The sequence below is a fragment of the Microcystis aeruginosa NIES-2549 genome (assembly GCF_000981785.2).
GTDB lineage: Bacteria > Cyanobacteriota > Cyanobacteriia > Cyanobacteriales > Microcystaceae > Microcystis > Microcystis aeruginosa_C.
Genome location: NZ_CP011304.1, coordinates 1,767,591 through 1,780,007, shown reverse-complemented (window position 1 = coordinate 1,780,007; position 12,417 = coordinate 1,767,591). Strand labels below are relative to the sequence as shown.

The window sequence follows — 12,417 nt, the reverse complement described above, 5'->3', positions numbered from 1 at the left end:
AGTTATTGCTGTCACCCCCAACACAAGTTTACTGTCCCACCCGCCAAATTTTGATAGTTTTGTCACCACTTCCACTAGCTAAATAGCGGCCATCGGGACTATATGCTACTGAATAAACCCGGTAAGAATGACCAGTAAGAATACGCAGTTCTTTTCCCGTTGCTACCTCCCAAATTTTGATAGTATTGTCCCAACTACCACTAGCTAAATAGCGGCCATCGGGACTATATACCACTGACTCAACCCTGTCAGAATGACTGGGAAGGGTACGCAGTTCTTTTCCCGTTGCCACCTCCCAAATTTTGATAGTATTGTCCCAACTACCACTAGCTAAATAGCGGCCATCGGGACTATATACCACTGACAAAACCCCGCTAGAATGACCAGTAAGGGTACGCAATTCTCTTTCAGTTGCCACCTCCCAAATTTTGATAGTATTGTCCCAACTACCACTAGCTAAATAGCGGCCATCGGGACTATATACCACTGACAAAACCCCGCTAGAATGACCAGTAAGGGTACGCAATTCTCTTTCAGTTGCTACCTCCCAAATTTTGATAGTATTGTCCCAACTACCACTAGCTAAATAGCGGCCATCGGGACTATATACCACTGACAAAACCCCGCTAGAATGACCAGTAAGAGTACGCAATTGTTTTCCGGTTGCTACTTCCCAAATTTTGATAGTTTTGTCAGCACTCCCACTAGCTAAATAGCGGCCATCGGGACTATATACCACTGACTCAACCCCGCGAGAATGACCAGTAAGAGTACGCAATTGTTTTCCCGTTGCTACTTCCCAAATTTTGATAGTATTGTCACTACCCCCACTAGCTAAATAGCGGCTATCGGGACTATATACCACTGACAAAACCCAGTTAGAATGACCAGTTAGGGTTTTATCGAGAAAACTATGTTCTGAAATTTTTTTTCTTGTGGTGAGTTTATTGGTGGGTGAGTTTATTGGTGCAATTTGAGGATTTACTTCTTGACTTTTAAAATAACCGTAACCTTGAGTTATTCCTATTCCTAATAACAAAACGCCACTGAGCGCTATTAATCCATTTCTCAGATTATTATTTTTAACCAGTTGTGCTGGTGTTTTTTTGGGTACAGCTACGGGTGAAACCGGCGGAGAAGGATTAATCTTAGGAATAACTGGCGGTTGTTTTTGAGTTACAACAGGCAGCGGATTTGGTGGTGGTGGAGATGGTCTATTAGGAGTTATAGGAGGTAACTTTAATTGCCTTTCAATCTCATCCAAACGCTGTAAAATAACCCTAGTATTAGCTGGTCTATTCTTGGGTAATCTTCCCATCAACTCATCAATAAAATCCAACAATAACGGGTGAATATTTTCCGTTTCTTCTCGCCAAGGTAAAACATCATTAATCGGATCATAAATTTCTAAAGGATGTTTTCCGGTTAATAAATGCACAAAAGTTCGTCCTAAAGCATGAAAATCTGATTGAATCACTGCTTGACCATGTTGTTGTTCATTGGCTGTATATCCGGCTGAGGTAATACCTGTTACCTGTTGACCTTTGACCTTTTGATGATAGGTTTGGGTTTCTTCCCTTGCTGTGCCAAAATCAATTAACACCAACTCGCCACTATTCCGCAGCATGATATTAGGGGGTTTAATATCTCGATGCAGCCAATTCTGTTGATGAATTTTATCGAGAATTAAAGTAATTTCTCTCAGCCATTTTAAGGCTCGTTTTTGACTTAACTTATCATACTGCTTTAGCCACTGTTCTAAATTAATCCCCTCCACTTTTTCCATAACTAAACAGTGTAATATTTTCCCTTCCCTTGTGGAATATTGAAAATAGGCATCTGCGCGAGGAACACCGGTGACATTTTGACGACTCAACTCTAATAAAACTTCATATTCCCGTTTAAATAATTCCACTGCCTTCGGGTCATTATTCCATCTTTCTTGTAATACCTTGAGGATTTTGGCTGTAAAACCTTCAAAAGCTTCATAAACAACCCCAAAACCGGTCTTATCACTCAATAACCGACTTACTCTATATTGACCATTTAACAACAACTCAGAGCGACAACTTTGACAGTAACGAGTATTCGAGTTATTATTACTCGGATGGTCTGGTTGAGAACAATCGGGATTAATGCAGTAACAGGGTTTCATCTCGGCTATCAGTTATTTTATTGAGTGAATAATTGCAAGTTTTCCCTCCCTGACCTTGACAGCATTTTATCATAAGTAGGGTGCGTTAGCGATAGCGTAACGCACCAAATTAAATTAATGATAGGTGTGGTGCGTTGCGACGGATTGTTAGATTCAAGTTTAAGCAGAGATTGTCGCCGTCTAACGCACCCTACATTTTACTAAACTGGGATGAGCCACTCTTGAAAAAGGGGACAATTATTAATTATTATTAAAAGTGTATTTACTAATTAACCAAAATACCAGTCCAGTAGGGTGCGTTAGCGATAGCGTAACGCACCAAATTAAATTAATGATAGGTGTGGTGCGTTGCGACGGATTGTTAGATTCAAGTTTAAGCAGAGATTGTCGCCGTCTAACGCACCCTACATTTTACTAAACTGGGATGAGCCACTCTTGAAAAAGGGGACAATTATTAATTATTATTAAAAGTGTATTTACTAATTAACCAAAATACCAGTCCAGTAGGGTGCGTTAGCGATAGCGTAACGCACCAAATTAAATTAATGATAGGTGTGGTGCGTTGCGACGGATTGTTAGATTCAAGTTTAAGCAGAGATTGTCGCCGTCTAACGCACCCTACATTTTACTAAACTGGGATGAGCCACTCTTGAAAAAGGGGACAATTATTAATTATTATTAAAAGTGTATTTACTAATTAGGGTTTGCTGAAAAAGTCATTGAAAAGTACAGGTCTCTTAATCAATGATTTCACTTAGCTACAAGCATAAGCTTTAGTTGTTGATTAATTTTTAAGTTATAACTTATCCTAATCATTGACCGAGAAAAAGTGCTGTTTTTCCATTTCAGACATAAAAAAGCCCAAAAAACCTGCCTCAACAGGTTAGAAAGATTCATGACTAAAAAAGTAATAGCAATCGCTGAAAAGGAAGTATGAGGAAGTTTAGCCATCACTTTACCTAAGCTAAATCTTCTTTTCCCCTGTCCAAATTTGCCCTCTATACAATTCCGAATCCTCTCATCATCGGTAGCTTGTTTCTTTTGTTCTTTACTAACATTTTTGGCTGGTCTTCCTAATGGGGGACCACTGATTCTGATTCCCCTTTCTTTACACCAAGCTCGGTTTTCTCTGGTTCGATAAATTTTGTCCACATGAACTGATTCTGGATAGTATCCTGTATAGTCATAATAAGCTTCTATTTGTGCTTTTAAATCTCCTGATTCATTAAAGTTATCCCAACTAATTCGGTCTAAAAATATGTAACCATCTATACAGCTTGCTGAGAATTTAGCCCCAAATTCTACGGGTTTTCCAGCTTTTCCTCTGACTATCGGACGGATGTGGGGTTGAGTTAAGCTGACAATTCTGTCTTCAATACTCTGTTTGTTATTTTGGTACATCCAGAGTTGTTGGCGATAAACTTCTGTGACTACTAATAACAGCTTATAGTCTCTTTTTTTCAAGCTTTGTAGAGAGGCTCCTTCTGCTAAAAGTTGTTCAATATGGTCGAGATTTCTTTTCAGATATTGCAGTTGTCTTTTCAGAGCTTTTCGTCTTTGTTTGACGGTAGGTTTTCTTTTTTTCGCTACTTCTAAATAACTTTTTCTGGCTAGAAGACGATAGGTTCTCGGTTTTTGAACAAGTTTTCCTTTTAAAGTTTCATAGAGAATATCAATAATTTTTTCGGTTTGTTTTCTTCCTTGATTTAACAGGTTTAAATCCGTAGGATAACTAATATCTGCGGGCGCACAACTGGCATCTAAAATTAATTTACCTCGATTTTCTGGTTGACTTTGGGTTTCGCTCTCTAACTTTTTTTCGGTATTTTCTTCTTCTTTTATTTCTCTCGAATTTTTGACCATAAAGCGATTCACTTTATTAATTAGTTCCAGAGTGATTCTTTCTCGAAAGTGAACCAACATTGACGCTTCAAACCGGGGTTCATTGCTGTAGGATGAAAACCCCAAGAAGTATTGTAAATAAGGATTTTCTTTGATTTGTTCTACCGTTTCTCTATCGCTTGTTCCTAATTTTTCTTTAATAATTAATGCTCCGAGTGCTGTCCTGAATGTTTTGGCGGGTGTGCCCATTTCTTCTGAAAAAAGTGATGCGTATTCCGCTTCAAATTCTGACCAGGGAATGAGGTTGGCCATAATTACCCAACGATTGTCTTGGGATAATTTCCCCTCAAAGGGCAGCTCGAAGTTTTCTGGTGGGGTTGAGGGTAACTCGCTTTTACGGTACATTAGCACTAATTAGAGAAGATGCAAGGGTGATGCAAGGGTTTTAAGAGATTCTAGCAGATTTAAGTGCATTTGGGAAGCTCTCAATCAAGCTAAAAGCCCTTTCCTGTAAGGTTTTTACCATTATTCAGCAAACCCTAATTAACCAAAATACCAGTCCAGTAGGGTGCGTTAGCGATAGCGTAACGCACCAAATTAAATTAATGATAGGTGTGGTGCGTTGCGACGGATTGTTAGATTCAAGTTTAAGCAAAGATTGTCGCCGTCTAACGCACCCTACATTTTACTAAACTGGGATGAGCCACTCTTGAAAAAGGGGACAATTATTAATTATTATTAAAAGTATATTTACTAATTAACCAAAATACCAGTGAAACTAGCTCAAGCTCAGACGATATTAACAGACACTTTAACCGTATTTTGGGGAGAATGGCTAGATTTACGCGCGAGAGTCCTTCAGATCGCCGCCACAGGTTTAGTTTCTCCCCTAATCTATATTATCGGTTTCGGGTTGGGGTTGGGAAGCGCCCTCGATCGCTCGATGAAACCCTCGATCGGCGATTCTTATCTAGAATTTATTTTACCCGGAATGGTGGCCCTGTCCTCAATGGCGATCAGTTTCGGGGGAACCACCTTTTCGATATGTGGCGATCGCTTATTTAGTAAAACCTTCGAGGAATTATTATTACTTCCCGTCCATCCCCTCTCATTATTTTTAGGCAAAGTTTTCGCGGGAATTTTGCGCGGTGTAATGACTTCTGCATCAGTGATTCTCGTTGCTATCTTATTTACAGGAAAATTTGTCAGTTTTCTCAATCCCCTCTTTTTATTAGTTTTAATCTTAAATTGTGCCGTCTTTGCCGGTTTAGGGGCAATTGTCGGATTGCGAGTTAAATCCCTCGAAAGTGTCGGTCTGTATAATAACTTTTTAATCGTGCCGATGTCTTTTTTAGGAGCAACTTTTTTCGATCCCCAAACCTTACCCTGGCCATTAAAAATTATTGTTTATTCTTTACCCCTCACCTATGCTAGTCTGGGATTAAGAGCCGCAGCCTACGATATTAATCAATTTCCTTGGTTCGCTATCCCCATTTTATTAATCGTCGCTATTCTTCTCTCAATCGTCGGCGCTTATCAATTCTCCCATCAACGGGATTGAATCAGTTATCAGTAATCAGTTATCAGTTAAGTACCTAAGCAAAGTTAATTAAACATATCTAACTACCTCTTGCCTATTGCCTATTGCCTATTGCCTTTTGCCTATTCTAACCAAGAAATTAATTTTGCATAAATACTTATCTCCTGACTCCTTTTTCCCTTGAATAAATATATCCTTTTTTATAAACCCTACGATGTATTATGTCAGTTTACTGATGAAAATGGTCGCTCGACTTTAAAAGATTATATTCCCATCCCAAATATCTATTCTGTCGGTCGTTTAGATAGGGACAGCGAGGGATTATTATTACTCACAGATAACGGTCAATTACAGCATCGTTTAGGTCATCGTCAATTTGCTCATCCGCGCACCTATTGGGTACAAGTCGAAAGAATTCCAGACCTAAACGCTTTAGAAAAATTGCGTCAAGGTCTTCCTATTCAGGATTATCGCACTCGACCAGCAATAGTTAATTTACTAGATTTTGAACCAGATTTACCCCCCAGAGAGCCACCGATTCGTTATCGAAAATCTGTTCCCACCGCTTGGTTAGAAATTACCTTAACTGAGGGAAGAAATCGTCAGGTAAGAAGGATGACGGCTGCCGTTGGTTATCCCACTTTAAGATTAATTAGAACAGCCATTACTATTGACAAAAACAATAAATTATGCTTAACAGGATTACAACCCGGTCAATGGCGAGAAGTGACTGAAAAAGAGAGAAAAGCCTTAGAAAAATTGTAGATTAAATTATTGATAAATCAGCTATAGATGCTCATTTTTAAAAACTTCAAACACCTGCCGGCTGAAATATTTTAACTTATCAGCCACCTTAGGAGAAGGTTGATAATTGCCGACTAATTGCCAATTTTCCACCGTAGATAGTCGCCAAGCGGTTCCTTGATGGTTAAAAGCCTGCATTTCTAAGCCAATCAAACGCTGATGCTGATCCTCGCTATCGAGATGAAAACGAATTTGTACCAGAATACTGCGCCCTTGAATTCTGGGACTCCAGCCTGGAAAATGGAAAGCGATATCGATCGAGTCGGGATCCGTTAACTCCCTTGTGTGGGGATCGTTGCGCCAAGGTTTCAGATCTGCCTTTGCATCGGGGAATTGTTGTTTAAACAGGTTGACGAGTGTGGCGATCTTTGCCGTTAATTCTAATCCTTTTGCCTGTTCCGACGCATTCATGCTCACCTCTGATAATTGCTTATAAAGTAACTATTTATACAGTTTAGCCCTGCTTTTTGCGACTATTGGAACAATTATAACGATATTTTCTCGATCGAGTTAAAAATGGCGCACCTGTCAATCAAGATAGCCGCTGCCAAAAAGACAAAATCAAAACTAAACTAGAAAATAGGACAATCGACAGGAACAGTATTTTCTATGAATCCCCAAGAGTCTCTATTACAATCGATCGAAAAATTAGGCTATCGGGTTACGGTGGGTGATGTGGCGGCAAAATCGGGTTTAGAGATTAACGCTGCACAACAGGGATTATTAGCTTTAGCGGCGGAAGCGGGGGGACATTTACAGGTAGCAGATACGGGGGAGATTATCTATCTTTTCCCTGAAAATTTTCGCTCAATTCTTCTGAATAAATATTGGCAATTGCAGTTAAAAGCTTTCGCCAGTAAAATCTGGAAAGTAGTTTTTTATGTTATTCGCATTTCCTTCGGCATTGTTTTAATTATTTCGATTTTAATCCTCTTGCTGGCTATTCTGGCAATCCTGATCGGCTTAATGTTTAAAGATAGTGACTCGGATAACAATTCTGGAGATAGCAAAATTAATATTAACTTCTTTCCCACGGACTTTTTCTGGATTTTTTATCCTGATTTTGGTAATAACTACTACGAAAAAAGAGATAGGGAAGTTAAGGCAGAAAAACCCTCTAGTAAGATGAATTTTCTCGAGTCAGTTTTTTCTTTTCTTTTTGGCGATGGCGATCCTAATTTTAATTTAGAGGAGAGACGCTGGCAAACTATCGGTAAAGTAATTCAAAATAATCGTGGCTCGATTATCGCTCCACAAATTGCCCCCTATCTCGATAGTATTAACCCCAGTCAGGAGGAGACAGAAGATTATATACTCCCAGTTTTAACTCGTTTTAATGGGTTGCCGGAAGTGTCCGATCGAGGCGATATTATCTATTATTTTCCCGATCTACAGGTGACAACCAAAGAGAGAAAAGTACAAGCATTGTCACCCTATCTAAGGGAAAAACGCTGGAAGTTTAGCGAAGCAGATAGCGGTCAAATTATCTTAGCTTTAGGTTTAGGGGCGGTTAACTTTATCCTCGCTTTAGTTTTAGGATATTTGCTCAACAGTGATAGTGTCGATTTGAGCGGTTCTCTGGGGTCGATAGTCACAGGGATCTACGGTTTTCTCCTCAGTTATGCCGCTGCTTTTTTGGGGATTCCCCTCGGTCGTTATTTCTTTTTGCAGTGGAGAAATGAGCGAGTTAATCAACGCAATCAACAGCGAGAAAAAAGAGCAGATCTATTAGCACAAAATAATCCTGAATTAGAGCAAAAACTGGCCTACTCTCGTCAATTCGCTGACCAAAAAGTGATTACAGATGCTGATATTAGTTATTCTACCGATCAAGACTATATCGAACAAGAGATCGAGCGCTCCGATAAAATCGATCGAGAATGGCAAAAACGCTTAGAATCCCCCGATTAAGTAGCTGGTTATAATTAAATTAAAAATGGATTTTGCCTTTAATCCCCCCTTGATCCCCCCTTGATAAGGTAGGGTTGATTCATGAATCAACCCTACCCTTGATAACGGGGGTGTCTGATAATTTTTAACGCCTACCTACTTAATCGCTTTTGCTGTGTGGGAGGTCATTCTGTTATTCTGACTTGAAAGTGGGAAGTGGGAAGTGGGAAGTGGGAAGAAAAAAGCTGTCTCCTGCCTCCTGAATCCTGACGACCGACTCCTAACCCCACCAACAAACTTTTTGCCGCAAACCCTAACTTAAACGATCGAGAGTGCGATACTGAATTGCTTCGGCAACGTGGGAACTTTTCAGCATTTCACTATCTCCTAAATCGGCAATGGTGCGGGCAACTTTGAGAATGCGATCCATTGCTCGGGCCGATAAACCCAATTTTCGGATTGCCCCTTCTAAAATATGGCGACTGCTATGATCAAGAGCGCAAAAACGCCGCAAATGCTCGGAATTCATCTCCGCATTAGAGCAAATCTCGGTATTTTGAAAGCGATCGCTGGCCTTTTGTCTGGCCCTTTCCACCCGTTGCCGCACTTGCTCAGAAGCTTCTCCCCGACTCTCTTGGGTCATTTCTTCTGGTTTCAGGCGATTTACCGTCACTTGTAGGTCAATACGGTCTAAAAGCGGACCCGATAATTTCGCCCAATATTGTTCCCGTTGTCGCGGTGAACAGCTGCAGGGTTGCACTGAATCGCCGTAATAACCACAGGGACAGGGATTGGTACTCGCCACCAAGGTAAAACGGGCCGGAAAAGCGACGGAAAGACGAGTGCGAGAAATGCTCACATAACCATCCTCTAGGGGTTGTCGGAGATATTCCAAGACACTGCGCTTAAATTCCGTTAATTCGTCCAAAAATAAAATACCACGGTGGGAAAGGGAGATTTCCCCCGGTCGGGGATAAGTGCCACCTCCCACCAGCGCTGCCCCGGAAGCGGAGTGATGGGGACTGCGAAAAGGACGCTCGCGCACCAGGGAACCTCGATCTTTCAATAATCCGGCGACGGAATGAATCTGGGAGACTTCTAGGGATTCAGCAAAGGTAAGCTGGGGCAGAATTCCGGGTAAACGTCGCGCTAACATGGTTTTACCGCTCCCAGGGGGCCCGACAAAAATTAGGTTATGACCTCCAGCTGCGGCAATTTCCAGGGCCCGCCGGCCAATGGCTTGACCTTTGACATCCTTGAGATCGGGGAGATTTACCTGCGATCGCCCAAATTCCTCGGCAGCGTTAAAAGTCATCGGTGAATGGCGATCGGGTTCATTTAAGAAATTTACCACTTCCGATAGATGACGAAACCCATACACTTGTACGCCTTTGACCACGGCCGCTTCTTTGGCATTATCGGCGGGAACCACTAAACCCTTGATCCCCATTTTTTCGGCGGCGGCAGCAATGGGTAAAACCCCCGCCACGGGACGCAAACTACCATCAAGGGATAATTCGCCTAAAAAGAGAAAATCCCCCAATAAACCGGCTTCTACCTGTTCGGAGGCTCCTAAAATGCCGATACTAATCGGTAAATCATAAATTGGCCCCTCTTTGCGGATATCGGCGGGACTTAAATTGATGACAATTTTGCGGATGGGAAAGGCAAATCCGGCATTTTTTAGGGAAGCTTTTACCCTTTCTTTCGACTCCTGCACGGCGGTATCGGGTAAACCCACCACGGCAATTCCGGGTAATCCCCCCGATACATCCACCTCTACCCCGATTTTAATGGCATCAATACCGATAATTGCCGCACTCCAAACCCTTGCTAACATTTTGGCTCAAGTAAAAATAAAGTGAGTTCTTAGGAAAATGAAACAGGATGTTAGGCTAGTTTTCCGCATAAAAATGATTTTATCTGGGAATTTACCCAGAAAATCAGCGTATTTATAGGGATAACCTCACCAGAAAAGCTGAGAGCTTAATGGTATAGTTGAAAAAAAAAGCAATTTGTCTATGAGCGAGACTATTTTTAGCAAAATTATCCGTAAAGAAATTCCAGCCTCGATCGTTTATGAAGATGATCTGGTTCTCGCTTTTCGAGATGTTAATCCCCAAGCACCCACCCATATCCTCATTATCCCCAAAAAACCGATTCCGAAACTAGAGGAAGCCAGCGACAGCGATCGCGATTTATTGGGACATTTGTTACTAACTGTTAAAAAAGTGGCCGCCGAAGCCAAATTAAGTCAAGGTTATCGAGTGGTGATCAATAATGGGGAACATGGGGGTCAAACCGTCGATCATCTTCATGTCCATCTCTTAGGCGATCGCCCAATGACCTGGCCTCCGGGTTAAACCCCCCTTATTTTCCCGCATTTTTGGGGAATTATAGGGCTAGAAGCGTTCTTTTCCGAGTCGGTCTTCTCGATGTTAAACCCATGAATAGGTCTATTTCTGCGATCGCATTAGCCAGCACTTTGCTGTTATTTCCCTTCACCGCTGCGACTCTCGCTCAATCGGAATGCTTTCTCCAAAGAGCAGATGGACAACACATAGATCTTAGCCGTCTCTGTGGCGGTTCATCCAGAAATAGGAAAAATTCCCCGCAAGTTTATCAGCTACCGATTCAACGCCGGGTTAACGGCATTCCCACGGTGATGGTAGTTTTTAATAACCGTCACTATTATGAAATGCTTTTTGATACGGGAGCTAGTTCGATCGTCCTCACCGATGCCATGGCAAAAGCGATGAAAGTCAAACGGGAAAGGGAAGTAATCAATAATACCGCCGGCGGTGTCGTTACTGGTTATCTTGGTCGCATTAATTCTGTTAAAGCTGGCGAGATGACTTTATATAATCAGATTGTTAATATTTCTCCCCAAATGGAAGGGTTAGGACTCTTGGGACAAACCTTTTTTGGTTCCTATGATGTCACGATCAAAAAAGATGTGATTGAATTACGTTATCGTTCATAGTCTCATGGGAAAAATTATCGCTTTTCTGACTCTAATCTAAAGTTCCTCGCTGTATTTGTTCCCGTTCGATCGCTTCAAATAAGGCCCGGAAGTTGCCTTCTCCAAAACCTCTAGCGGCATGACGTCGCTCGATTAATTCAAAAAAGAAAGTCGGCTGGGAAAAAATTGGTTTAGTGAAAATTTGCAGTAAAGTTGGCTTTTCCTGGAGGGAATGACTATTTTGTTCAAAATCGATGAGAATTTCCCTTTTTTTTATTTCTGACCATTCCCAATCAGCAATATTAAAGGCTTTCTTTTGATAGTTAATTTGTTGATAATAACTGTCGGGAACTGATAAAAACTCTACCTTTTTTTCTCTTAATTTCTGAGTTAATTTTACAATATTTTCCGTTTTTAAAGCAATGTGTTGAATGCCAGATTTTTGATTAATATCTAAAAATTCTTGAATTTGAGAACTGTTACTATCTGGCTCATTAATCGGTAATTTTAATTCAGTTTCGGGGTGAACAAGTACCTGAGAATAAAGACCAGAACGCTCCGTTTTAATAGTAAAAGTTTGCCTTTTTTTAAAGCCTAAATTTTCCTCATACCAATTGGCTGTTAACTCTAAATTCCCTTGAAAAACATTTAAAACTAAATGATCAATTGCCAGAATATCCTGATTATATTGCTGCTTAATATCATACTCAATCAGATTAGGATCGGCTAAAATTGGCGTGATTCCCTGTCTTTCAATTAACGTATGTTTGAGATCAGCAATGCTAGAGATTTGACAGCTTTTTATCTTCCCCCTAGAAAAAGCAGTTTCCTGAATAAAAATATCCTGTTTAATTTTCCTAGCTAAAGCGTCTAAATCCTCCACTTGAAAAGCCACATCTACCACCCCTTCAGGATATTTACTTAAAAATTCCGCCACGGGACTAAGGGAATTTAAGGGAGAAGATAAGATAAAAATAATCTGTTTAGTTTTATCTTTTTGGATGCCATTGCCGACTATTTCCGTGTGTGTGTGGAGATTAACTAAACTTGCGATCGCCTGAAAATCCATCACCCCCACAAACCAATCCCGCCATTTTTTAGCCGATTCTACATAAAAATGAATATGATCAATAAACATAGATAAAGTCAAAAAAAGGGTTTTTTCAGTGAGCAGTAAACATTGAAAATAAAACTCCGAACTTGCCACTTAATGCTATTGACTGA

The 12,417-nt window shown here is 40.7% G+C and carries 10 protein-coding genes; 5 read left to right on the top strand and 5 right to left on the bottom strand.

Annotation, left to right across the window (positions count from 1 at the left end; genetic code table 11):
- Positions 1-28: 28 nt before the first annotated feature.
- Positions 29-2,155 (bottom strand): serine/threonine-protein kinase, encoded by a 2,127-nt coding sequence (locus tag myaer_RS08525; RefSeq protein ID WP_046661791.1) that lies wholly within the window; start codon positions 2,153-2,155, stop codon positions 29-31.
- 750 nt (positions 2,156-2,905) lie between these two features.
- Positions 2,906-4,402: an IS5-like element ISMae6 family transposase gene (locus myaer_RS08520; RefSeq protein WP_046660474.1), complete on the bottom strand. Its 1,497-nt coding sequence runs from the start codon at positions 4,400-4,402 to the stop codon at positions 2,906-2,908.
- Positions 4,403-4,769: 367 nt separating this feature from the next.
- On the opposite strand from myaer_RS08520, the gene myaer_RS08515 reads away from it, so the two are divergent.
- Positions 4,770-5,558, top strand: coding sequence for an ABC transporter permease (locus myaer_RS08515; protein WP_046661790.1), 789 nt, complete (start codon positions 4,770-4,772; stop codon positions 5,556-5,558).
- A 159-nt stretch (positions 5,559-5,717) separates the two neighbouring features.
- Positions 5,718-6,302 carry a pseudouridine synthase gene (locus myaer_RS08510; protein ID WP_002793040.1) on the top strand — a complete coding sequence of 195 codons (585 nt, stop codon included), beginning with the start codon at positions 5,718-5,720 and terminating at the stop codon, positions 6,300-6,302.
- Positions 6,303-6,323: 21 nt separating this feature from the next.
- On the opposite strand, the gene myaer_RS08505 is transcribed toward myaer_RS08510, so the two are convergent.
- Complete coding sequence (locus myaer_RS08505; RefSeq protein ID WP_002740194.1) at positions 6,324-6,752, bottom strand: hypothetical protein; 429 nt, start codon at positions 6,750-6,752, stop codon at positions 6,324-6,326.
- A 198-nt stretch (positions 6,753-6,950) separates the two neighbouring features.
- Between myaer_RS08505 and myaer_RS08500 the strand changes: the two genes are divergently transcribed.
- Positions 6,951-8,252 (top strand): hypothetical protein, encoded by a 1,302-nt coding sequence (locus myaer_RS08500; protein WP_046661789.1) that lies wholly within the window; start codon positions 6,951-6,953, stop codon positions 8,250-8,252.
- 292 nt (positions 8,253-8,544) lie between these two features.
- Here the strand turns inward: myaer_RS08500 and myaer_RS08495 are convergent, their stop codons facing one another.
- Positions 8,545-10,071: a YifB family Mg chelatase-like AAA ATPase gene (locus myaer_RS08495; protein WP_046661788.1), complete on the bottom strand. Its 1,527-nt coding sequence runs from the start codon at positions 10,069-10,071 to the stop codon at positions 8,545-8,547.
- A 181-nt stretch (positions 10,072-10,252) separates the two neighbouring features.
- Here myaer_RS08495 and myaer_RS08490 point away from each other — a divergent pair, with 181 nt between their 5' ends.
- Positions 10,253-10,594, top strand: coding sequence for a histidine triad nucleotide-binding protein (locus myaer_RS08490; protein ID WP_002798810.1), 342 nt, complete (start codon positions 10,253-10,255; stop codon positions 10,592-10,594).
- Between the two features lie 83 nt (positions 10,595-10,677).
- Positions 10,678-11,214, top strand: coding sequence for a retropepsin-like aspartic protease family protein (locus tag myaer_RS08485; RefSeq protein ID WP_046661787.1), 537 nt, complete (start codon positions 10,678-10,680; stop codon positions 11,212-11,214).
- Positions 11,215-11,245: 31 nt separating this feature from the next.
- Here the strand turns inward: myaer_RS08485 and hppD are convergent, their stop codons facing one another.
- The gene (gene hppD / locus myaer_RS08480) at positions 11,246-12,331 is read right to left on the bottom strand and encodes a 4-hydroxyphenylpyruvate dioxygenase (protein ID WP_046663657.1); all 1,086 of its coding nucleotides are present in this window, start codon (positions 12,329-12,331) and stop codon (positions 11,246-11,248) included.
- Between the last annotated feature and the right edge of the window lie 86 nt (positions 12,332-12,417).

What these genes read in the sequence shown, in the direction of transcription:
- myaer_RS08485 (WP_046661787.1), top strand. Translation starts at nt 10,678, where the DNA reads ATGAATAGGTCTATTTCTGCGATCGCATTAGCCAGCACTTTGCTGTTA.
- myaer_RS08525 (WP_046661791.1), bottom strand. Translation starts at nt 2,155, where the DNA reads ATGAAACCCTGTTACTGCATTAATCCCGATTGTTCTCAACCAGACCAT.
- myaer_RS08505 (WP_002740194.1), bottom strand. Translation starts at nt 6,752, where the DNA reads ATGAATGCGTCGGAACAGGCAAAAGGATTAGAATTAACGGCAAAGATC.
- myaer_RS08495 (WP_046661788.1), bottom strand. Translation starts at nt 10,071, where the DNA reads ATGTTAGCAAGGGTTTGGAGTGCGGCAATTATCGGTATTGATGCCATT.
- hppD (WP_046663657.1), bottom strand. Translation starts at nt 12,331, where the DNA reads ATGTTTATTGATCATATTCATTTTTATGTAGAATCGGCTAAAAAATGG.
- myaer_RS08500 (WP_046661789.1), top strand. Translation starts at nt 6,951, where the DNA reads ATGAATCCCCAAGAGTCTCTATTACAATCGATCGAAAAATTAGGCTAT.
- myaer_RS08490 (WP_002798810.1), top strand. Translation starts at nt 10,253, where the DNA reads ATGAGCGAGACTATTTTTAGCAAAATTATCCGTAAAGAAATTCCAGCC.
- myaer_RS08520 (WP_046660474.1), bottom strand. Translation starts at nt 4,402, where the DNA reads ATGTACCGTAAAAGCGAGTTACCCTCAACCCCACCAGAAAACTTCGAG.